The sequence below is a fragment of the Pseudomonas sp. GW456-L13 genome (assembly GCF_017350115.1).
GTDB classification, from domain to species: Bacteria; Pseudomonadota; Gammaproteobacteria; order Pseudomonadales; family Pseudomonadaceae; genus Aquipseudomonas; species Aquipseudomonas jessenii.
Window position 1 is genome coordinate 1,968,490 of record NZ_JACNAS010000002.1, and the last position, 20,831, is coordinate 1,989,320.

Annotated in this window: 17 protein-coding genes; 5 read left to right on the forward strand and 12 right to left on the reverse strand. The window is 59.8% G+C overall.

Features of this window, described 5'->3' with window-relative positions:
• Positions 1-22: 22 nt before the first annotated feature.
• Complete coding sequence (locus J4D25_RS23160) at positions 23-529, reverse strand: ATP-dependent zinc protease (RefSeq protein ID WP_057713006.1); 507 nt, start codon at positions 527-529, stop codon at positions 23-25.
• A gap of 313 nt (positions 530-842) precedes the next feature.
• On the opposite strand from J4D25_RS23160, the gene J4D25_RS23165 reads away from it, so the two are divergent.
• On the forward strand, positions 843-1,730 hold the full coding sequence (locus J4D25_RS23165; protein ID WP_057713005.1) for an acyltransferase: 888 nt from the start codon (positions 843-845) through the stop codon (positions 1,728-1,730).
• A 1-nt stretch (position 1,731) separates the two neighbouring features.
• Here the strand turns inward: J4D25_RS23165 and J4D25_RS23170 are convergent, their stop codons facing one another.
• Positions 1,732-2,286 (reverse strand): DUF2780 domain-containing protein, encoded by a 555-nt coding sequence (locus tag J4D25_RS23170; RefSeq protein WP_057713004.1) that lies wholly within the window; start codon positions 2,284-2,286, stop codon positions 1,732-1,734.
• A 224-nt stretch (positions 2,287-2,510) separates the two neighbouring features.
• Here J4D25_RS23170 and J4D25_RS23175 point away from each other — a divergent pair, with 224 nt between their 5' ends.
• Positions 2,511-3,524 (forward strand): RHS repeat-associated core domain-containing protein, encoded by a 1,014-nt coding sequence (locus J4D25_RS23175; protein WP_079246703.1) that lies wholly within the window; start codon positions 2,511-2,513, stop codon positions 3,522-3,524.
• A 34-nt stretch (positions 3,525-3,558) separates the two neighbouring features.
• Here the strand turns inward: J4D25_RS23175 and fdhA are convergent, their stop codons facing one another.
• The 8 genes from fdhA to J4D25_RS23215 all read right to left on the reverse strand — a co-directional run bounded on the left by fdhA (position 3,559) and on the right by J4D25_RS23215 (position 13,653).
• Positions 3,559-4,758 (reverse strand): formaldehyde dehydrogenase, glutathione-independent, encoded by a 1,200-nt coding sequence (fdhA, locus tag J4D25_RS23180; RefSeq protein ID WP_057713002.1) that lies wholly within the window; start codon positions 4,756-4,758, stop codon positions 3,559-3,561.
• A gap of 175 nt (positions 4,759-4,933) precedes the next feature.
• Entirely contained in the window at positions 4,934-5,791 is an 858-nt protein-coding gene (gene purU, locus J4D25_RS23185; RefSeq protein WP_007981374.1) for a formyltetrahydrofolate deformylase, read from the reverse strand.
• 156 nt (positions 5,792-5,947) lie between these two features.
• The gene (locus tag J4D25_RS23190) at positions 5,948-6,580 is read right to left on the reverse strand and encodes a sarcosine oxidase subunit gamma (RefSeq protein WP_007994422.1); all 633 of its coding nucleotides are present in this window, start codon (positions 6,578-6,580) and stop codon (positions 5,948-5,950) included.
• Positions 6,581-6,736: 156 nt separating this feature from the next.
• Positions 6,737-9,754, reverse strand: coding sequence for a sarcosine oxidase subunit alpha (locus tag J4D25_RS23195; protein WP_057713001.1), 3,018 nt, complete (start codon positions 9,752-9,754; stop codon positions 6,737-6,739).
• On the reverse strand, positions 9,751-10,080 hold the full coding sequence (locus J4D25_RS23200; protein WP_057713000.1) for a sarcosine oxidase subunit delta: 330 nt from the start codon (positions 10,078-10,080) through the stop codon (positions 9,751-9,753). Before J4D25_RS23200 ends, J4D25_RS23195 begins: the two co-directional genes overlap by 4 nt.
• A 14-nt stretch (positions 10,081-10,094) precedes the next feature.
• On the reverse strand, positions 10,095-11,345 hold the full coding sequence (locus J4D25_RS23205) for a sarcosine oxidase subunit beta (RefSeq protein ID WP_007907561.1): 1,251 nt from the start codon (positions 11,343-11,345) through the stop codon (positions 10,095-10,097).
• A 23-nt stretch (positions 11,346-11,368) separates the two neighbouring features.
• Positions 11,369-12,622 carry a serine hydroxymethyltransferase gene (gene glyA / locus J4D25_RS23210; protein ID WP_057712999.1) on the reverse strand — a complete coding sequence of 418 codons (1,254 nt, stop codon included), beginning with the start codon at positions 12,620-12,622 and terminating at the stop codon, positions 11,369-11,371.
• 314 nt (positions 12,623-12,936) lie between these two features.
• The gene (locus tag J4D25_RS23215; protein WP_057716547.1) at positions 12,937-13,653 is read right to left on the reverse strand and encodes a TraX family protein; all 717 of its coding nucleotides are present in this window, start codon (positions 13,651-13,653) and stop codon (positions 12,937-12,939) included.
• A 156-nt stretch (positions 13,654-13,809) separates the two neighbouring features.
• On the opposite strand from J4D25_RS23215, the gene J4D25_RS23220 reads away from it, so the two are divergent.
• Both J4D25_RS23220 and J4D25_RS23225 read left to right on the forward strand, forming a co-directional pair.
• The gene (locus J4D25_RS23220) at positions 13,810-14,850 is read left to right on the forward strand and encodes a low specificity L-threonine aldolase (protein ID WP_057712998.1); all 1,041 of its coding nucleotides are present in this window, start codon (positions 13,810-13,812) and stop codon (positions 14,848-14,850) included.
• 193 nt (positions 14,851-15,043) lie between these two features.
• On the forward strand, positions 15,044-15,868 hold the full coding sequence (locus J4D25_RS23225; protein ID WP_057712997.1) for an NAD(P)-dependent oxidoreductase: 825 nt from the start codon (positions 15,044-15,046) through the stop codon (positions 15,866-15,868).
• 129 nt (positions 15,869-15,997) lie between these two features.
• Here the strand turns inward: J4D25_RS23225 and gbcB are convergent, their stop codons facing one another.
• The gene (gene gbcB / locus J4D25_RS23230; RefSeq protein ID WP_057716546.1) at positions 15,998-17,098 is read right to left on the reverse strand and encodes a glycine-betaine demethylase subunit GbcB; all 1,101 of its coding nucleotides are present in this window, start codon (positions 17,096-17,098) and stop codon (positions 15,998-16,000) included.
• 282 nt (positions 17,099-17,380) lie between these two features.
• Between gbcB and gbcA the strand changes: the two genes are divergently transcribed.
• The gene (gene gbcA, locus J4D25_RS23235) at positions 17,381-18,676 is read left to right on the forward strand and encodes a glycine-betaine demethylase subunit GbcA (RefSeq protein ID WP_057712996.1); all 1,296 of its coding nucleotides are present in this window, start codon (positions 17,381-17,383) and stop codon (positions 18,674-18,676) included.
• An 807-nt stretch (positions 18,677-19,483) separates the two neighbouring features.
• Here the strand turns inward: gbcA and J4D25_RS23240 are convergent.
• Complete coding sequence (locus J4D25_RS23240) at positions 19,484-20,689, reverse strand: retropepsin-like aspartic protease (RefSeq protein WP_241781124.1); 1,206 nt, start codon at positions 20,687-20,689, stop codon at positions 19,484-19,486.
• Positions 20,690-20,831: the final 142 nt, after the last annotated feature.

Here is a 20,831-nt window from a genome sequence, read left to right on the forward strand (position 1 = left end):
ACAACAGAACGAGAGCGCTCAACTAACAATCCGGCTTGTCCGCCGTAAACCGCCGAGCCGGATTCACCGCCGCGCCAAACTCACGCAAGGCCTTGGCGCCGATCAGCAGCGGATAATTAAAGCTGCTGCGGTCAGTCAGGTTGACCTCGACCGTGCGCTTGACGTTGCCCAGGCACAGTTCCAGGTCGACCACCGGGCGCTTGGTGGGTGCGTTCATGTCGCTATCCTCCTCTTCCTCTTCGGAGCGGGTCTTGATCTTGCTGATGCGCGCGATCTTGTGCTCGTAGACCTTGTTGTTCGCGTCCTTGGTGCCGAGGCGGAAACGCACCCAGTCTTCACCGTCTCGCTTGAAGGTTTCGATGTCCTTGGCCGACAGCGACGCGGTCAGGGCACCGGTGTCCATTTTCGCCTTGAGGACCTGCCCGCCGATTTCCGGCAGGGCGATGTATTCGTAACGACCATAGAGGGTCGGCTCGGCGGCCATGACCGGCAGGGCCAGAAGAGAAAGCAGTGCGAGGAGCGATTTCACGTATGGGGCTTCCTTGAGCAATGGGCAGCGGAATTTTAGACCGTCAGTTGGCAATTCGTTCGTTCTTGGAATCGCTTCGCGGGCAAGCCACGCTCCCACAGGGTTTTGTGTCGTTCACACATCTTGTGTACACCCCCAATCCACTGTGGGAGCGGGCTTGCCCGCGAAGAGGCCGGTACAATCGCCACAGTAATGTGACCGGATACTCCAACCCAGCCTACCCATCCAATGGTGAAACATTCGTCAGCACCGATTTGGCCTGTCGCCCGAAGCTGCTTATCATTGCGCGCCCAACCGCTTCCACGAGTGACTTATGCGCCGCCTGCTCACCGGCTGTTTCGTGACCCTGCTGCTCCTGCTCAACACCCTGATCCTGATCGGACCGTTGATGGTGTTTGCCCTGCTCAAACTGATCCTGCCCGGCCGTTTTCGCGATTACGCCTCATGGTCGGTGATGTGGATCGCCGAGACCTGGTCCGAGATCGACAAGCTGATCTTCCGTGTCTGCATCCCTACCCAATGGGACATCCGTGGCGGTGACGATCTGCGTCGCGACACTTCATATCTGGTGATCAGCAACCATCAATCCTGGGTCGACATCCCGGCGCTGATCCAGACGCTGAACCGGCGCACGCCGTTCTTCAAATTCTTCCTCAAGAAAGAGCTGATCTGGGTGCCCTTCCTGGGCCTGGCGTGGTGGGCGCTGGATTACCCGTTCATGAAGCGCTACAGCAAGGCGTTCCTGGCCAAATACCCGGAACTGGCCGGCAAGGATCTGGAAATCACCAGACAGGCCTGTGAATTGTTCAAGCGCCAGCCAGTGACGGTGGTCAACTACCTCGAAGGCACCCGCTTCACGGCGGCTAAATGTGACCAGCAACAGTCGCCGTTCAATCACCTGCTCAAGCCCAAGGCCGGCGGGGTGGCCTTTGTGCTGGCGGCGATGGGTGAGCAGCTCGACGCGATTCTCGATGTGACAGTGGTTTACCCGCAGCAGACGATTCCGGGGTTCTGGGACTTGATCAGCGGCAACGTTCCGCGGGTCATCATCGACATCAAGACTCGCGAACTCGACCCGGCACTGTGGCAGGGCGATTACGAAAACGACCCTGCGTTTCGCGAGAAGGTCCAGAACTGGGTCAACCAGCTCTGGATCGAGAAGGACCGGCGCATCGACGCATTACGCGCCGGGCGCCGCTGAATCAGCTACCGGTGCCGGTGCCCCAGATGCTGCCCAGGCTGCTCAGCAGCGAACCGCCGACGCCCTGCTGACCGAAGTATTGCAGGAGCACCGGGGCAAACTGGCCGATCATGCCGCTGTCCATACCCAGGGCGCTGAAGGCGTTGTTCAGGTCGTTGGTGTCCTTGACGTTGCCCAAGGCGTTGTCCAGCCCTGCAGCTTTGCCGCTGGAGCCGAGCAGACCGGCGAGTGCACCCAACTCCCCGCCGCCCGAGAGCATGTCGATGCCTGGCACGCTTTTGGCCAGTTCCGAGTAGTCGGTCGAGCTCAACTGGTTCTTCGCCAGCCCCAGCATCGCCCCGGCGCCGCCAACGGCTTGCTCTGGGGTGATGTCCAATTCACTGAGGGTGCTCAGCAGGTTGGCGGTCTGCGGTGTCGGTGCAGCAGTCGCGGCCGCGTCATCGCCCTTCATGCCGGCAATGGCATTGACCGCATCACCCAGATTGAACTGTGCGAAGACCGGGCTGGCTGTCAGGGTCAGGAGTGATGCCAGTGCAAAACCGCGTGAAATCTTCATTCAGACATCCTCTTGTTTCATGAAAAACGCCCGGCTTACGGGCGCAAAGCTGCCGATTTGACCGGGCAGACGCGGGCATGTTCCTCAGGTTTCCATCCATTTACCATCCGCTCGTCACAAAGCAGCCCTGGAGCCTGCGGTACTATCAGATCTGCTAGTAGGCGGCTCTGTTCGAATGCACCACAGTAAAACCCTGGATCGACAAACTCATTCAGGAACCGGCCATGCTCCCCAATCGAGAAACGCTGCTCTGCAGTTACCTCTACGACCCGCTGGATCGTCTGGTTGATTGCACTCCCTCTGCGCAGCCCCCCACCCGACGCTTTTACCTGAAAGATCGTCTGGCCACCGAGATTCAAGACGCGGTGCAGCGTTCGATCATGCAGCATGAGGATCAACTGCTGGCGCAGCAACAGCGTCAGAGTGGGGCAGTGGCGGCGCATTTGCTTGCCACTGATCAACAGCGTTCGGTTTTGAATGTACTTGATGTAGTTCGGCCACATCCCCTCGCCTACTCACCTTATGGCCATCGCCCGGCGGGGAACGGCTTACTCAGCCTGCTCGGCTTCAATGGTGAAAGACGGGATCCGGTGACGGGGTGCTATTTGTTGGGGAATGGTTATCGGGCGTTTAACCCGGTGATGACGCGGTTTACCATCCCGGATAGTTGGAGCCCCTTTGGGGAGGGGGGGTTGAATGCGTATGGGTATTGCGCGGGAGATCCGGTAAACAGAAACGATCCGAGCGGGCATGCATTTAATTTATTTTCCATTCATAAGCTTAAGTTCTGGAAGTCGGCTCGGACGATCAAAAAATCCAGAAATACACCTGCGACGGTAGACTCGCTTGTAGGGACGTATAAAAAAACCGAACGAATCACAGCCGTTCGAAGGAGCCCAGCGCATCTGCGACTCGATAAACAACGTACATCAAAAAGCATCAACGATCTCTTCGATGATACAAGTTCAACTACCCTTCACACCTCTTCAGCAACCGATCAGGCTGATGCCTCCTTCAAATCGGCCGTTCAAGAATTAATAACAAGTGAACAAAGAGCAATTAAACAGCTGATCAGCTCGAATACAGCCTCAAAAAACGTCAATCAATCAGAACTTAATCTCATTGCAATCGGCGTAATAGACCAGAGAATATTGAAACTAGAACACACTTTAAGGACCACTCCCAGACCCCAGATATCCGCCCAAACAAGAGACATTATTCGCAACGAAAAAGGGTGACATTAAGTCACCCTTTTCCTTTTCTTAAAAACCCTTACGCCGCACTAAACATCTTATGCGGATCAATCACAAACTTCTTCGGCACACCCGCGTCAAACTCGCCATAACCCTGCGGAGCCTGATCCAGGCTGATCACCTGAACGCCCACCACTTCGGCGATGTTGATGCGGTCCCACATGATCGCTTGCATGAGCGCGCGGTTGTACTTCATCACCGGGGTCTGGCCGGTGTGGAAGCTGTGGGACTTGGCCCAGCCCAGGCCGAAGCGGATGCTCAGGCTGCCCATTTTCGCGGCAGCGTCGACAGCGCCCGGGTCTTCGGTCACGTAGAGGCCGGGGATGCCGATCTTGCCTGCCACACGCACCACGCCCATCAGCGAGTTGAGCACGGTGGCCGGGGCTTCGTGTTTCACGCCGTCATGGCCATGGCCACGGGCTTCGAAACCAACGGCGTCGATGGCGCAATCCACTTCCGGCTCGCCCAGCAGTGCAGCGATCTGTTCGTGCAGCGGCGTGTCCAGGGACAAGTCGGCGATCTCGAAGCCCTGAGCCTTGGCGTGGGCCAGGCGCACGGTGTTGACGTCACCGATGATCACCACCGCCGCGCCCAACAGACGAGCCGAAGCAGCCGCCGCCAAACCGACCGGACCGGCACCGGCGATGTACACGGTGCTGCCCGGGCCGACGCCAGCGGTCACGGCACCGTGATAGCCGGTCGGCAGGATGTCGGAGAGGCAGGTCAGGTCGCGGATTTTTTCCATCGCCCGGTCGCGATCCGGTAGTTTCAGCAGGTTGAAGTCGGCGTACGGCACCATGGCGTATTCGGCCTGACCACCGGTCCAGTCGCCCATGTCGACGTAACCATAAGCACCGCCCGGACGCGCCGGGTTGACGCTCAGGCAGACGCCTGTGTGCATTTCTTTGCAGGAACGGCAGCGCCCGCAAGCCACGTTGAACGGAACAGACACCAGGTCACCGATCTGCAGGTTCTCGACGTCGCTGCCCTTTTCGATCACTTCACCGGTGATCTCGTGACCCAGGACCAGACCGGTTTGAGCGGTGGTACGGCCGCGCACCATGTGCTGGTCGGAACCACAGATATTGGTGGAAACCACGCGCAGGATGACGGCGTGGTTAATTTTCCTGCCACGCGGGTCCTGCATTTTCGGATAATCAATCTTCTGCACTTCGACCTTGCCAGCGCCGAGATACACCACACCACGATTGCCAGACATGCTTTCACCTCGCTGTTGTTTTTATGGAACCACGCTGCCAAGGCAGGCAGCGCGTTAAATGCTCGGGTACAGATGCTGTTACTTGTGTTGCTTGTAAGGGCCTCATCGCGAGCAAGCTCGCTCCTACAGAGGGTACGCATTCCAATGTAGGAGTGAGCCTGCTCGCGATAGCGATCTAGAGAACGACCGTACGATTGGCGTTCAAAAACACCCTTCTCTCAATGTGATACCCAACCGCCCGCGCCAGTGTCAGCCCTTCGATATCCCGCCCCTTGGCGATCAGGTCTTCCGGATAATGGCTGTGGTCCACCGCCTCCACACCCTGGGCAATGATCGGGCCTTCATCCAGGTCGTTGTTGATGTAATGCGCGGTGGCGCCCACCAGTTTCACGCCCTTGTTGTAGGCCTGGTGGTAGGGCTTGGCGCCCTTGAAACCGGGCAGCAGGGAGTGGTGGATGTTGATCGCCTTGCCATCGAGCTTGCGGCACAGTTCCGGCGACAGCACTTGCATGTAGCGCGCAAGGATCACCAGTTCCGCACCGGACTCTTCAATGACCTGCCAAACCTGACGTTCCTGGGACGGCTTGTCGTTCGGATCCAGCGGGAAGTGGTAGTACGGAATCTGGTGCCAGTCAGCCAGTGGCTTGAGGTCCGGGTGGTTGGAGACCACGGCGGCCACGTCCATCGACAACTGGCCGATGCGCTGGCGATAGAGCAAATCGTTGAGGCAGTGATCGGCCTTGGAAACCATGATCACCACTTTCGGCCGGTAGTTCGGCGCGGTCAGTTCGAAGATCATGCCGAAGGCTTCACCGCGCTCGGCGAGGCCCGCGCGGAAGGACTGCTCGTCGAAACCGTCAGGCTGGCGGAATTCCACACGAATGAAGAAACGGCCCGAGAGTCGGTCATCGAAGGAATGGTGCTCGGTGACGTAGCAGCCCTGCTCGAACAGAAAGCGGGTCACCGCGTCCACGGTGCCGAGGACGCTGGGGCAGTCGGCGGTCAGAATCCATGTGTCTGGGGCGCGGCTCATGGTGCGGTGACTCCTGTGATATCTGTAAACGGAACAGCCTTCCTGTAGGAGCGAGCCTGCTCGCGATGGACGTCAACGATGACGCGTACTTCCTGATTTAACGCGTCGCTCTCAAGTCCATCGCGAGCAGGCTCGCTCCTACAGTGACGGTGGTGATCAGGCCTGCACGCTCAGGCCGTACTCGGCAGAAGCATCCTGCAACCACAGCCACCAGTAATCCGAGAAGCTGCGACGAATCAGCAGTTCCCAGGTGTCTTCGGCGGTGTGACGGATCATCAGTTGCGACTTGGCGAACACCGTGCCGACGGCTTTGCCCACCGGGAAGTTGTTCGGGTGCACGTCGTAGCTGGTGGACTTCATCAGCACCTGGCGCACGTTCGGGCCGCTCAGTTCGAGGAGTTGCTGGCCGCCGCTGACATTGACGATTGCAATGTGCAAATCGCCCAGTGCTGCGCGCAGTTTTTGCTCGGCGGCAAGTTCTTCACCGGTCGGCACGATCAGCAGCCACTCATCCGGCCCCATCCATTGCAAACTGGTTTCGCCTTTGACGATGACGCTCAGCGCGCCCGGCAACTCGATGCCCAGGGCCTTGTGCACGCCCGCGGCAAACGCGGCATCGTGGCCATCGCCGCGGATGGTCAGGTGGCCGAGGAGTTTTTTCTCACGCACGGTCACGCCGGCGTTCTTGCGACCCTTGCCCACCAGGCTGGCGAGGTCGGCGTGATGCAGCGACGACTCGGCCTTGGCCCCGGAGGTTGGGCGTTGTTGGTAAACATTGGCTGCGGTCATAAAGCACCTGTTTTGAATTCTGTTGGTTCTGGCCCTTGTGGTGGCTGTTCTACCGCCATCGCGAGCAAGCTCGCTCCCACAGGGGTTAGGCGATCTCCTGTGGGAGCGAGCTTGCTCGCGATGGCGGCAGCTCACACCCGACAGGACCCGAAGCCTTTACACGTTCTGGCGCTCACCCTTCGGATCGAAGAACACCGAAGAAACGATTTCCGCCTCGATCACGCTGCCGTCCGCCAATGGCGCGAAGACACGCTCGCCCATGCGGTTCAGGCCGCCCTTGACTACGCCCATGGCGAACGAATAGCCCAGGGAGTTGTGCAGGTAACTGGAAGTCACGTGACCCACCATGGTCATCGGGATGGCTTGCTTGGTGTTGAACACCAGTTGCGCACCTTCCGGCAGCCATTTGTTCGGATCGATCGGTTTCAGGCCAACCAGTTGCTTGCGCTGATCACGCACGCAGTCTTCACGGTTCATGCCACGCCAGCCGATCCACGAGAACGGTTTGGTGCGACCGACACACCAGCCCATGTTCAGGTCGTCCGGGGTCATCGAGCTGTCAGTGTCCTGACCGACGATGATGAAGCCCTTCTCGGCCCGCAGTACGTGCATGGTTTCTGTGCCGTACGGCGTCAGGTTGTACTTCTTGCCGGCGTCGACGATTTTTTCCAGCGCGCCCATGGCGTAGTCGGCTTGCACGTTGACTTCGTACGACAGTTCACCGGTAAACGAAATCCGGAACACCCGCGCCGGCACACCACCGACCAGACCTTCTTTCCAGGTCATGAACGGGAAGGCTTCGCTGCTCAGGTCGATGTCGGTGACTTCAGCGAGCAGCTTGCGGCTGTTCGGCCCGGACAGGGTCATGGTCGCCCAGTGGTCGGTGACGGAGGTGAAGTACACCTTCATGTCCGGCCATTCGGTCTGGTGGTACAGCTCCAGCCACTGCAGCACACGAGCCGCGCCGCCGGTGGTGGTGGTCATGACGAAATGGTTGTCGGCCAGGCAAGCCGTCACGCCGTCGTCGAAGACCATGCCGTCTTCTTTGCACATCAGGCCGTAACGGGCCTTGCCCACATCGAGCTTGGTCCAGGCGTTGGTGTAGACGCGGTTGAGGAACTCACGCGCATCCGGGCCCTGGATGTCGATCTTGCCCAGGGTCGAAGCATCGAGCAGGCCGACGCTGTCGCGCACGGCTTTGCATTCGCGCTTCACCGCGGCATGCAGGTCTTCACCGGATTTCGGGAAGTACCAAGGACGCTTCCACTGGCCGACGTCTTCGAACTCGGCGCCGTTTTTCAGGTGCCATTGATGCAGTGCGGTGTAACGCACCGGCTCGAAGATGTGCCCACAGTGACGACCGGCCACGGCGCCGAAAGTCACCGGCGTGTAGTTCGGACGGAACATGGTGGTGCCCATCTGCGGGATGGTCACGTTCAGCGAGCGGGCAGCGATGGCCAGGCCGTTGACGTTGCCGAGCTTGCCCTGATCGGTGCCGAAGCCCAGCGCGGTGTAGCGCTTGACGTGCTCGACCGACTCGAAGCCCTCGCGGGTCGCCAGTTCGATGGCGGCGGCGGTGACGTCGTTTTGCAGGTCGACGAATTGCTTCGGCGCCCGGGCGGTATTCTTTTCATGGGGCACCTGGAACAGCGCCAGGGTCGGCTCTTCGAGACGGCTCAAGGCTTTTGGCAACACACCTTCAACCGACTGGAAGCCAGCTTCGGCAGCAGCGCGAACGCCACCTTCAAAACCGTCGGCCAGGGAATCGCCGAGGCCGTAGACGCCGTTGATGCCACCGACGCACACGCGCTTCTGCGGTGCTTCGCCCGGTACGAAACCGAGGATGTCTTCGCGCCAGATCGGCTTGCCACCCAGGTGCGAAGCCAAGTGAACCACCGGGCTGTAGCCACCGGAGCTGGCGACCACGTCGCAGTCGAGCCATTCGCCAGGGCTGGTCACGGTGTGGGCTTTGACATCGATGGCGGCCACACGGGCAGCGGTCACGTGCTTGCTGCCACGAGCCTCGATCACGGCACTGCCGGTGAGGATGCGGATGCCTTTGGCGCGGGCTTCTTCCACCAGCGCACCACGCGGATTGCTGCGGGCGTCGGCGATGGCCACCACTTGCAGGCTGGCATCGAGCCAATCCAGGGCAACGCGGTAGGCGTGGTCGTTGTTGGTCGACAGCACCAGCTTCTTGCCCGGTGCCACGCCGTAACGACGCACGTAGGTCGAGATGGCGCCGGCGAGCATGTTGCCCGGCACGTCGTTGTTGCCGTAGACCAATGGACGCTCATGAGCGCCGGTTGCCAGTACCACGCGATTGGCGCGGACCCGGTGAATGCGCTGACGCACCTGGCCAATCGGTGCGCGGTCGCCGAGGTGATCGGTCAGGCGCTCGTGAATGGTCAGGAAGTTGTGATCGTGGTAGCCGTTGACGGTGGCGCGCGGCAACAGCAGCACGTCCGGGGTGTTCTTCAGCTCGTCGATGACACTGGCCACCCACTCCATCGCAGGCTTGCCGTCGAGGCTTTCGCGGGAATCGAGCAGGCTGCCGCCGAACTCTTCCTGTTCATCAGCGAGGATCACCCGCGCACCGCTGCGCGCAGCCGCCAGGGCAGCAGCCAGGCCAGCAGGGCCGGCACCGACGATCAGCACGTCGCAGTGCTGGTTCATGTAGTCGTAGGTGTCCGGATCGTTCTCGGTCGGCGAGCGGCCCAGGCCGGCAGCCTTGCGGATGTACTTCTCGTAAGTCATCCAGAACGATTGCGGGTACATGAAGGTTTTGTAGTAGAAGCCCGGCGGCATCAGCTTGCCGCCGACCTTGCCGAGAATCCCCATCATGTCGTTGTTCACGCTCGGCCAGCCGTTGGTGCTGGTGGCGACCAGGCCTTGATACAGCGCCTGTTGCGTAGCACGCACGTTCGGGATCTGCGTGGCTTCGGTGGCGCCGATCTGCAGTACCGCGTTCGGCTCTTCGGCACCGGCGGCGAAGATGCCGCGCGGACGGGAATACTTGAAGCTGCGACCGATGATATCGACGCCGTTGGCCAGCAGTGCAGCGGCCAGGGAATCGCCTTCGAAGCCTTTGTAGTTCTGGCCGTTGAAGGTGAAGGTCAAGACTTTGTTGCGGTCGATCCGTCCGCCATTGGACAGGCGATTGATCTGGCTCATACCTTCTCTCCCAGAGCCGTGCTGGCCGCTTTCGGGCTATCGGTCTTGTCGGTGAATTGTGGCTTGGTGCCGATCTTGTAGGTTTCGAGAATCTCGTAGGTCACGGTGTCGCGGGTGACGTTGAAGTACTGACGGCAACCGGCGACGTGATCCCACAGCTCGTGGTGCAGACCACGAGGGTTGTCGCGGAAGAACATGTAGTCGCCCCACTCCTCGTCGGTGCAGCTGCTCGGGTCCAGTGGGCGCGGGATGTGCGCCTGGCCGGATGCATGGAATTCCTCTTCGGAGCGCAGTTCGCCGCAGTGAGGACAGAAGATATGCAACATAGGGATTTCTCCTGTTAGTGGGCGACTGCTGCAGCGCCGTGTTCGTCGATCAACGCACCGCTGTGGAAACGGTCGATGGAGAAAGGTGCGGCCAGTGGGTGCATTTCACCCTTGGCCAGGCTTGCGGCAAATACGTTGCCCGAGCCAGGTGTTGCCTTGAAGCCGCCGGTGCCCCAACCGCAGTTGAAGAACATGTTCGGTACCGGGGTTTTCGAAATGATCGGGCAGGCATCCGGCGTGGTGTCGACGATGCCGCCCCACTGACGGTTCATGCGTACCCGCGACAGCACCGGGAACATCTCGACGATGGCCTGGATGGTGTGTTCGATCACCGGGTACGAACCACGCTGGCCGTAGCCGTTGTAGCCGTCGATACCGGCGCCGATCACCAGGTCGCCCTTGTCGGACTGGCTGATGTAACCGTGTACGGCGTTGGACATGATCACGCTGTCGATAATCGGCTTGATCGGCTCGGACACCAGCGCTTGCAGCGGGTGGGATTCGATCGGCAGGCGGAAACCGGCGAGCTTGGCCATGTGCCCGGAGTTACCGGCGGTCACTACGCCGACGCGCTTGGCGCCGATGAAGCCCTTGTTGGTTTCAACGCCGATGCACACGCCGTTTTCCTTGCGGAAACCGATCACTTCGGTCTGCTGGATCAGGTCCACGCCGAGGGCGTCGGCGGCCCGGGCAAAGCCCCAGGCCACGGCATCGTGACGGGCCACGCCGCCGCGGCGCTGGACGGTGGCGCCCATTACCGGGTAGCGGGTGTTCTTCGAGCAGTCGAGATACGGGATCTCGTCGGCAACCTGTTTGGCATCGAGCAGCTCACCGTCCACGCCGTTGAGGCGGTTGGCGCTGACCCGACGCTCGGAATCACGAATGTCCTGCAGGGTGTGGCACAGGTTGTAGACGCCACGCTGGGAGAACATCACGTTGTAGTTGAGGTCCTGGGACAGGCCTTCCCACAGTTTCATCGCGTGTTCGTACAGGTGCGCCGACTCGTCCCACAGGTAGTTGGAGCGAACGATGGTGGTGTTGCGCGCGGTGTTACCGCCGCCCAGCCAGCCTTTCTCGACCACGGCCACGTTGGTGATGCCGTGTTCCTTGGCCAGGTAGTAAGCCGTGGCCAGACCATGCCCGCCACCACCGACGATGACCACGTCGTAGACCTTTTTAGGGGTCGGCGTGCGCCACATTTTCTGCCAGTTTTCATGATGGCTGAGAGAGTGTTTGAAGAGGCCGAAGCCCGAGTAGCGTTGCATAGTCATTTACTCCAAAACCGCACTCAGCGATAAACCGGGAAGTCCGCGCACAGGGCTGCCACTTGCTCGGCGACATTGGCCTCGACATCGGCGTCGCCGAGGTTGTCGAGGATGTCGCAGATCCAGCCGGCCAGCGTGACGCACTGGGTCACCTTGAAGCCGCGAGTGGTGACCGCCGGGGTGCCGATGCGCAGGCCGGAGGTCACGAACGGCGACTGTGGATCGTTCGGGACAGCGTTCTTGTTCACAGTGATGTGGGCGCGACCGAGTGCTGCATCCGCCTCTTTGCCGGTGAGGCCCTGACGGATCAGGCTGACCAGGAACAGGTGGTTGTCGGTACCGCCGGACACTACATCGTAGCCGCGTTTGATAAACACGCCGGCCATGGCCTGGGCGTTGTCGATCACTTGCTGCTGATAAGCCTTGAAGCCAGGCTCCAGCGCTTCCTTGAAGCACACCGCCTTACCGGCGATCACGTGCATCAGCGGGCCGCCCTGGGCACCGGGGAAAACTGCTGCGTTGAGCTTCTTCTCGATTTCTTCGTTGGACTTGGCCAGGATCAGGCCGCCACGTGGACCGCGCAGGGTCTTGTGGGTAGTGGTGGTGACCACATCGGCGTAAGGCAGCGGGTTCGGGTACAGACCAGCGGCAACCAGACCGGCCACGTGGGCCATGTCGACGAACAGCAGTGCACCGACCTTGTCGGCGATCTGGCGGAAGCGCGGGAAGTCGAGGGTCTTGGAGTAAGCCGAGAAGCCGGCGACGATCATCTTCGGCTTGTGCTCGACGGCCAGACGCTCGACTTCGTCGTAATCGATCAGGCCGGTGTTGGTGTCGATGCCGTACTGCACGGCGTTGTACAACTTGCCCGAGGACGACACTTTGGCGCCGTGGGTCAGGTGACCGCCGTGGGCCAGGCTCATGCCGAGAATGGTGTCACCGGCTTGCAGCAGGGCCAGGTATACGGCGCTGTTGGCCGAGGAGCCGGAGTGCGGCTGGACGTTGGCGTAATCGGCGCCGAACAGTTGCTTGGCGCGCTCGATGGCCAGGGCTTCAACCTTGTCGACGTGTTCGCAGCCACCGTAGTAGCGCTTGCCCGGATAGCCTTCGGCGTATTTGTTGGTCAGGCCACTGCCTTGCGCTTCCATGACGCGTTTGCTGGTGTAGTTCTCTGACGCGATCAGCTCGATGTGATCTTCCTGGCGTTGCTCCTCGGCATTCATCGCCGCCAGCAGTGCATCGTCGTAACCCTGGATCTGGTCTTGCTTGCTGAACATCGCGTCTCTCCCAGCGGCGGCGGTGCGCCATTCGTCTCGGTGAGGCACTGGCTTTTCGGCAGTGCCCTTTGGTAGCGATGGTATGACTGGCTTGGAGTCGTCAAATGCCTACGGGCGCCACGCAAAGGTGCGTTTACGACATGGGAAGAAAAGGCTGGCCTGAGGATATCTCTGTGGCGAGGGGGCTTGCCCCCGTTCGGCTGCGAAGCAGTCGCAGTTTCAGCAGGTGCGGTTTATCTGAAAAACTGCCTCTTAAGCGTTTGGGGCCGCTACGCAGCCCAACGGGGGCAAGCCCCCTCGCCACAAAAGCAGGGTCAGGCGATAACCTGTCGCACTGCGAGCAACAGCAGGAAATGCAAGGGATAGAGCGCATACGCCCAGCGCCGCATCGGTGGTGGTTTTACGCCCTTTGCATGTCGCAACAAGAACAGCCCGAGCCATGGCGCAATCAGGCACGTGACGATGGCCGGAATCGCCGCGACATTGCCCAAGCGAGTGGCGTAATACAGCACCTGCCACTGATTGGCCGCCAGGCATACCAACCCCGCCAACAGCGCGAAATACCAGGGCCGTTGCAATACCAGCAGCATCGCCAGCGGCAACAGAACGCCAAAGAAACCGAACATCAATCGCTGGGAGAAAAACCCTGCCAGCAGCAACGCGCCGACGGCCAGCAGGCGCGACGCAAGCACCGGCTGCTGCCAGCCACGAATCACCAGCAAGCCCAGGGCAAGGGTGGGCAGCACGTTCAAGGTGTCGGGATTGTGAATGTACATCCGGTAAGGAATTTCACTCACCGCGCTAAACAGCAACAACCAACCCAGATAGCGCCATTGCCCACCGTTCACCACAACAGGCTTTCGTGACAGATTGGCCGCCATCGCCAGGCAGAACCAAGGGAATGCCAGCCGCCCCGGCACATACAACAGATCGGCGGAATAACCGACATATCGCAGGTGATCGAGCACCATGCTTAAAAGCGCCAGCCACTTGAGCAGATCCAGTGCCCCGTCGCGCTGCTTTAAGTGCATGGCCTTGTGCATCGTCACGTGCATAATTGCCCTTCGACTGTGTATGTTCCCGACAGCGACATCCTGTGCACTCCACCTGACGATCTTGGGTACAGTGCGCACCCTCATTGACCACGGGACGCTTCACCATAGGCATCTCGACCACGGAAGCAGGCCATGACCGACAAGAGCCAACAATTCGCCAGCGACAACTATTCCGGCATCTGCCCTGAAGCCTGGGCCGCCATGGAGCAGGCCAACCACGGCCACCAGCGCGCATACGGCGACGACGAGTGGACCGCCCGCGCCTCCGACGGATTCCGCAAACTGTTCGAAACCGACTGCGAAGTGTTTTTTGCCTTCAACGGCACCGCCGCCAACTCGCTGGCGCTGTCGTCGTTGTGCCAGAGTTACCACAGCGTGATCTGCTCGGAAACCGCCCACGTCGAAACCGACGAATGCGGCGCCCCGGAATTCTTCTCCAACGGTTCCAAACTGCTGATCGCCCGCACTGAAAACGGCAAGTTGACCCCGGACTCGATCCGCGAGGTCGCGCTCAAGCGCCAGGACATCCACTACCCGAAACCCCGTGTGGTGACCCTGACCCAGGCCACCGAAGTCGGCAGCGTCTACACCCCGGACGAAATCCGCGCCATCAGCGCCACCTGCAAGGAACTGGGCCTGAACCTGCACATGGACGGCGCACGATTCTCCAACGCCTGCGCCTTCCTCGGCTGCACCCCGGCTGACCTGACCTGGAAGGCCGGCGTCGACGTGCTGTGCTTCGGCGGCACGAAAAACGGCATGGCCGTGGGCGAGGCGATTCTGTTCTTCAACCACAAACTGGCCGAAGACTTCGATTACCGCTGCAAACAGGCCGGGCAGCTTGCTTCAAAAATGCGCTTCCTGTCGGCACCGTGGGTCGGGATCCTGGAAAACGACGCCTGGCTCAAATACGCCAACCACGCCAACCACTGCGCGCAATTGTTGGCCGAACTGGTCAGCGACATCCCCGGCGTGGAGCTGATGTTCCCGGTACAGGCCAACGGCGTGTTCCTGCAACTGTCGGAACCGGCCATCGCCGCACTGACTGCCAAGGGCTGGCGTTTCTACACCTTCATCGGCAACGGCGGCGCACGCTTCATGTGCTCGTGGGACACCGAGCAAGAGCGCGTGCGTGAATTGGCGAAGGACATTCGCGAAGTGATGTCTCACTAACACTCTAAACCCTGTGGGAGCGAGCTTGCTCGCGATGAGGTCAGCACATCCAGCATTGATGTCGACTGACACTCCGCTATCGCGAGCAAGCTCGCTCCCACAGGGGGTACCCACCTCTACGTCCGCACCTGAAGACTTCGTCTACATTGTTTGTCGAGCCTTTGCTCAAATAACAATAATCAGGAGCGTACGCATGTCATTGCAAGGCAAAACCCTGTTCATCACCGGCGCCAGCCGCGGCATTGGTCGCGAGATCGCGCTGCGCGCCGCACGCGACGGGGCCAACATTGTGATCGCCGCCAAAAGCGCCGCCCCCCACCCCAAGCTGCCGGGCACGATTTTCAGCGTGGCCCAGGAAGTCGAAGCCGCAGGCGGCAAGGCACTGGCCCTGCAAGTGGATGTGCGCGATGAAGATGCCGTGCATCAGGCCCTGGCCCAGGCCAACGAACATTTCGGTGGCATAGATGCACTGATCAACAATGCCGGGGCGATCAAGCTCACCGGGGTTCAACACCTCGAACTCAAGCGTTTTGACCTGATGCACCAGATCAACACCCGCGCCGTATTGCTGTGCAGCCAGGCTGCGTTGCCGTACCTGAAGAAATCCAGCGGCCATATCCTCAACCTCTCGCCGCCGCTGAACCTGGCCGCCAAGTGGTTCGCGCAATACAGCCCCTATACCGTGACCAAGTACGGCATGAGCATGCTGACCCTGGGCATGAGCGAGGAATTCAGGAATTACGGGATCAGCGTCAACTCGCTATGGCCACAGACGATGATCGCCACCGCTGCCATCGAGTTTCAGTTGGGGTCGAGGGAATCGTTCAAGCATGCGCGCCTGCCTGCGATCATGGCGGATGCGGCGCATGTGATTCTGAGCAGCGCAAACCGCAGCCTGACCGGGCGTTTGCTGATTGATGAGGAGATTCTGCGGGAAAGCGGTGTGACGGAGTTCGAACACTATCGATTCGCGCCGGACAGCAACGACAAGCTCATGACCGACTTGTTTATCGACTAAACACCCTCCCCTGTAGGAGCGAGCCTGCTCGCGATGAACCTGAGAACACCGCGGGGGGTCAGGTTGCCAGCGTTATCGTTGACGTCCATCGCGAGCAGGCTCGCTCCTACAGGGACTATTGCGCAACCATTAGAACTCGATGCGCACATCGCCTTTAGGCACACTGCAGCACGAAAGAATGAACCCTTCTGCTTCGTCTTCCTCGGTGATCCCGCCGTTGTGGTCCATTTCCACTTCACCACCCAGCTTCAACACCTTGCAGGTGCCGCAGATACCCATGCCGCACGCTTTCGGAATCATCAGGCCGACCTTGGCCGCCGCCGCATGCACGGTCTCGCCCGGGGCCACACGAATGCTCTTGCCGGACGCCGTGAACTCCACCTGGTGCAGATCCGCCACGTCGACTTCCGGTGCGTCGGCCGCTTGCTCGGCGTGTTCCACGGCATCAGCGCGCGCCTCTGGCGGGGTCGCACCGAAGGATTCTTCGTGATAACGCGACATGTCGAAGCCAGCGGCTTCCAGCAAGCGCTTGACCGCATTCATATACGGTGTCGGGCCGCAGCAGAACACTTCGCGCTCAAGGAAGTCCGGCGCCATCAATTCAAGCATTCTGTGGTTCAGGTAACCGCGATAACCGGCCCAGGGCTCACCCATACCGTGCTTCTCGCAGATCAGGTGCAGGCTGAAGTTGTCGATCCGCGACGCCATGTGTTCCAGCTCACGGTGGTAAATGATGTCCTTGGGCGAACGGGCGCTGTGGATAAACACCATGTCGACATTGCCGTTGGTGTCGTAGAACCAGCGCGCCATGGACATGACTGGCGTGATACCGACGCCGCCGCTGAGGTAAAGCACCTTTGGCGCGGTGAAGTCCATGGCATTGAACAGCCCGACCGGGCCGTGCACCGCCAGCTCCTGGCCTTCGTGCAGGGTGTCGTGCAGCCAGTTGGAGACCTTGCCGCCCGGTACGCGCTTGATGGTCACCGAAAAGCTGTACGGCACCGATGGCGAGCTGGAAATGGTGTACGAACGCATGATCGGCTGGCCTTCAATCTCCAGCTCCAGGGTGACAAACTGCCCCGGTTTGAAGAAGAACATGATCGGCTGATCGGCCATGAAGCAGAAGGTGCGCACATCCCAGGTTTCCTGGATGACTTTGACGCAACGGACGATGTGCCGACCATTGGCCCAGGTCTGGGTGGTTACCGGATTCAGGAAACTATTGGACATGCTGATCTCCACGGCCGACTGCCGGCCTTCATGTTGGCGATTCTGCGTATAGCGCAGATCACCCATTTACCTATCTGCGACATTGACATGCTTATCGCGACCAGCCCCCAACGACTGGGGCTTGCGCGTCGGGAACAGATTGCACCATGTCGCCCATGGATAAGGTTCTGGCCTGCGCCGGCCCCACACTCGCCCCATACCAAGACACATTCTTTACACCTTGCGTAGCAACCCTGATCAGCCACTTTCGCGGCCACGCAGATGGCCTTGAGGAAATACACGATGGACGTCACTACTACCCTGAGCCTGGGCGATCCGCTGGAACCCGCACGCAAGGCCACCGCGCAGATGCTGCAAGAGCGCGAGCGCACGTTCTCGCTGCCGCAGCCGTTTTACTCCGACGAGCGCCTGTTTGATATCGACATGCAGGAAATCTTTCAGAAAGAGTGGTTGATCGCCGGCATGACCTGCGAGATCCCTACCAAGGGCAACTACCTGACCCTGCAGATCGGCAAGAACCCGATCATCGTGATCCGTGGCGCCGAAGGCGTGGTGCACGCGTTCCATAACGTCTGCCGCCACCGTGGCTCGCGCCTGTGCACCAGCGACAAGGGCAAGGTTGCCAAGCTGGTTTGCCACTATCACCAGTGGACCTACGAACTCGACGGCCGCCTGCTGTTCGCCGGCACCGAAATGGGCGCCGACTTCGACATGAACCAGTACGGCCTCAAGCCGGTGAACGTGAAGACCGCCGGCGGCTACATCTTCATCAGCCTGGCGGAGAACCCGCCGGCCATCGATGACTTCCTGTCGACGCTCAACCACTACATGGAACCGTACGACATGGAGAACACCAAGGTGGCGGTGCAAACCACCTTGATGGAAAAGGCCAACTGGAAACTGGTGCTGGAAAACAACCGCGAGTGCTACCACTGCAACGCGTCGCACCCGGAACTGCTGAAAACCCTGCTGGAGTGGGACGACGTCACCGACCCGCGCGCCGACCAGGCCTTCAAGGACCACGTAGCTGCCTCCGCCGCTGCCTGGGAAGCCGAGAAGATCCCTTACGCCCACGCCAGCTTCGGCCTGCGCAACCGCATCGTGCGCATGCCGCTGCTCAAGGGCACCGTGTCGATGACCATGGACGGCAAACAGGGCTGCGCCAAGCTGATGGGCCGCATCAAAAACCCGGACCTGGGCTCGATGCGCATCCTGCACCTGCCGCACTCCTGGAACCACTGCATGGGCGACCACATCATCGTGTTCACCGTGTGGCCGATCAGCGCCCAGGAAACCATGGTCACCACCAAGTGGATCGTGCACAAGGACGCGGTCGAAGGCGTGGACTACGACGTGGAGCGCATGCGCCAGGTCTGGGACGCCACCAACGACCAGGACCGTCGCCTGGCCGAAGAAAACCAGCGCGGCATCAACTCCACCGCGTACCAGCCTGGCCCGTACTCCAAGACCTATGAGTTCGGTGTGGTGAACTTTGTGGACTGGTACAGCGAGCGCCTGCTGAGCAACTTGGGTGCCGAGCCTGCGCCTTACCTCAAAGGGGTTCCGGTTCAAGGCTGAAGCATGCCCCTGTAGGAGCGAGCTTGCTCGCGAAAAATCCAGGGGCACCGCGGGTCATCTGTCTTTTCGCGTCATCGTTCACGACCATCGCGAGCAAGCTCGCTCCCACAAGGGGCTTGCTCGCAACAGGTTTTCTCCCCGCTACACATTCCTCTATCTTTAGAACTGTACGAAATATGATCTATTTCGTTCAGAGCTATACTGCGCGCGCCTCCCAGCCTTCCGCAAACAAGTTATCCACATCTCCACCCACAGCTATTGGGGACAACTGTGGAAAGGCTGCAAAATCTCTCCACAAAAACCAAAGAAAAAACGTGACTTATCCAGAAGCACGCTTCCACGGGTGCACTGGTCACTTTTTAACCAGAAGCCTGAAAGACACGTAATGCAAGGCTTTCAGAGGATGGCAAACACCTTATCCACAGAAGCGCCAACAGACTTTGGGGTTAACTTCGCAGGGGCTGTGGAAAACCGCTAAAACCCGCAGGAACTCGGCGTTTGCGCGGAGGCTCACGGCGCCAAACGGCGCTTTTGATCATTTTATGATCAAAAGCCTACACACCGCTGCTTATAAGGCTTGCAGCCGATAGCAAACATCTTATCCACAGAAGCGCCAACAGAGATTGGGGGCAAATCTGCATCAACAGCAGCACATATCCCCTTGAAAAAGCATGGAAAAACCACGAACCAGGCTGGGTGTTTTTTGATCGACACCATGCAAGGCTTGATTTGTATGGGGTCTAGCGAGGGGCGAACATGTTATCCACAGAACCACCAACAGGGATTGTGGGTAACCGCCGAAGCTGTTCAGACTCTATTGAGGCACGAGCGGCCTGAATCGAGATCCAGGTTCAATTCAAAGTCTTTGAAGGCGCGCCATCCGAGTAATATCGTCGGGACGTATTGCCCGCCCATGAGCGATGGCGGGATTGTGAAGCCCGGGTAGTATTTGTAGGTGACTGCCATGATGTTGCCTTGCATGACCAATACGCCGTCGAAACGCTGAAAGTGCTTTTTGTCGCCGGTGTACACGTTCGAGCTTCCCGGTGTCAGTGCCTGCACGGCATTCTCCTGCCCGCCGGGCGACGCGGCCGTCAGGTAGTCGACATTTCCCGTATCGATGATGGCTTGCGTTGTCCGACGATCCAGCTGTGCGGCAACTACCAGCCGTTGGTTGAGATCCAGGCGGCTCAAGACAATTGGCGCATCACAGCGCCGGGCAGGTGGCGGATTAAGCTCCAGTGTTCTCCTGGTTATCTTCAAGCGCCCCAGCTTGCTGATCAGATCCAGCCCCAACAAATTATCCCGGGCGCTGACAAAGACCAGGACGTTCCTGAACTCACGGGTGCCGACTCTCAATGACCCGAGAATTCCCAACCTCGCGGCCAGGCCCCTTTCGCCATAAAATGTGCTGTAGCGATAATGAGCATCGGGCAACATCCTGATCCCCATCTGTTTCGCAGTTTCAATGTTGACCCGGGTTTGCGGTGCCCCCGTGTCCAGTACAAAACGCGCCGAGACACCGTTGGCCGTTCCGACCTCGATAAATGGCAGCGATTGTTCAGCGATGTAGAAGTCATTGGCATACGGATGGAGCTGCAGCACTTCATGTCGCGCAGATCCCTTGACCGAGAAATTGCCAGCCCTCGTCAGAATAGCCAGTGATTCGCTGCCAAACATGGAGAACAGGGCATTCAGGTCGGCATCGGCCGCAATCGCCCGGGCATGCTTGCCCTTGATGGCCAGATAGTATTCGGGGATTTGGTTGGCGGCCTTGGCTTCGAGCATTCTGGCCAGGACCGTCACTGAACAGCTGAGGTGCTTATCGGCATCCAGTACCTTGTCGCACTGCTGCCGTAGCTGCGCCAGGGACGCGTCGCGCCCCTGCCCGGTCTCCAGCCATTGATAAAAGTCCTGATCAGCCACGGGCACGTTTGCCGGGACAGCAGACAGCAAGCCGGTGGATATCCACAGGGTCGATGCAAAAAGCGCCGGAAGAGCGAAAGTCTTCATGTTCAAGCCAGTCATAAAAACCGGATTTCATGAGTCAGCGCTGAACGTCTGAAAACTCCCTAAAGCGTGTCGCACCCTTGATCAGCGCATAGAAAACTGTAGCTCATCGGCCTCGTCAACGTGGAACGAGGGCGCGTGGCGT

Bases quoted from the DNA above. Each gene is read 5' to 3' on its own strand.
- J4D25_RS23165 (WP_057713005.1), top strand. From the start codon at position 843: ATGCGCCGCCTGCTCACCGGCTGTTTCGTGACCCTGCTGCTCCTGCTC.
- J4D25_RS23170 (WP_057713004.1), bottom strand. From the start codon at position 2,286: ATGAAGATTTCACGCGGTTTTGCACTGGCATCACTCCTGACCCTGACA.
- J4D25_RS23175 (WP_079246703.1), top strand. From the start codon at position 2,511: ATGCTCCCCAATCGAGAAACGCTGCTCTGCAGTTACCTCTACGACCCG.
- fdhA (WP_057713002.1), bottom strand. From the start codon at position 4,758: ATGTCTGGCAATCGTGGTGTGGTGTATCTCGGCGCTGGCAAGGTCGAA.
- purU (WP_007981374.1), bottom strand. From the start codon at position 5,791: ATGAGCCGCGCCCCAGACACATGGATTCTGACCGCCGACTGCCCCAGC.
- J4D25_RS23190 (WP_007994422.1), bottom strand. From the start codon at position 6,580: ATGACCGCAGCCAATGTTTACCAACAACGCCCAACCTCCGGGGCCAAG.
- J4D25_RS23195 (WP_057713001.1), bottom strand. From the start codon at position 9,754: ATGAGCCAGATCAATCGCCTGTCCAATGGCGGACGGATCGACCGCAAC.
- J4D25_RS23200 (WP_057713000.1), bottom strand. From the start codon at position 10,080: ATGTTGCATATCTTCTGTCCTCACTGCGGCGAACTGCGCTCCGAAGAG.
- J4D25_RS23205 (WP_007907561.1), bottom strand. From the start codon at position 11,345: ATGCAACGCTACTCGGGCTTCGGCCTCTTCAAACACTCTCTCAGCCAT.
- glyA (WP_057712999.1), bottom strand. From the start codon at position 12,622: ATGTTCAGCAAGCAAGACCAGATCCAGGGTTACGACGATGCACTGCTG.
- J4D25_RS23215 (WP_057716547.1), bottom strand. From the start codon at position 13,653: ATGCACTTAAAGCAGCGCGACGGGGCACTGGATCTGCTCAAGTGGCTG.
- J4D25_RS23220 (WP_057712998.1), top strand. From the start codon at position 13,810: ATGACCGACAAGAGCCAACAATTCGCCAGCGACAACTATTCCGGCATC.
- J4D25_RS23225 (WP_057712997.1), top strand. From the start codon at position 15,044: ATGTCATTGCAAGGCAAAACCCTGTTCATCACCGGCGCCAGCCGCGGC.
- gbcB (WP_057716546.1), bottom strand. From the start codon at position 17,098: ATGTCCAATAGTTTCCTGAATCCGGTAACCACCCAGACCTGGGCCAAT.
- gbcA (WP_057712996.1), top strand. From the start codon at position 17,381: ATGGACGTCACTACTACCCTGAGCCTGGGCGATCCGCTGGAACCCGCA.
- J4D25_RS23240 (WP_241781124.1), bottom strand. From the start codon at position 20,689: ATGAAGACTTTCGCTCTTCCGGCGCTTTTTGCATCGACCCTGTGGATA.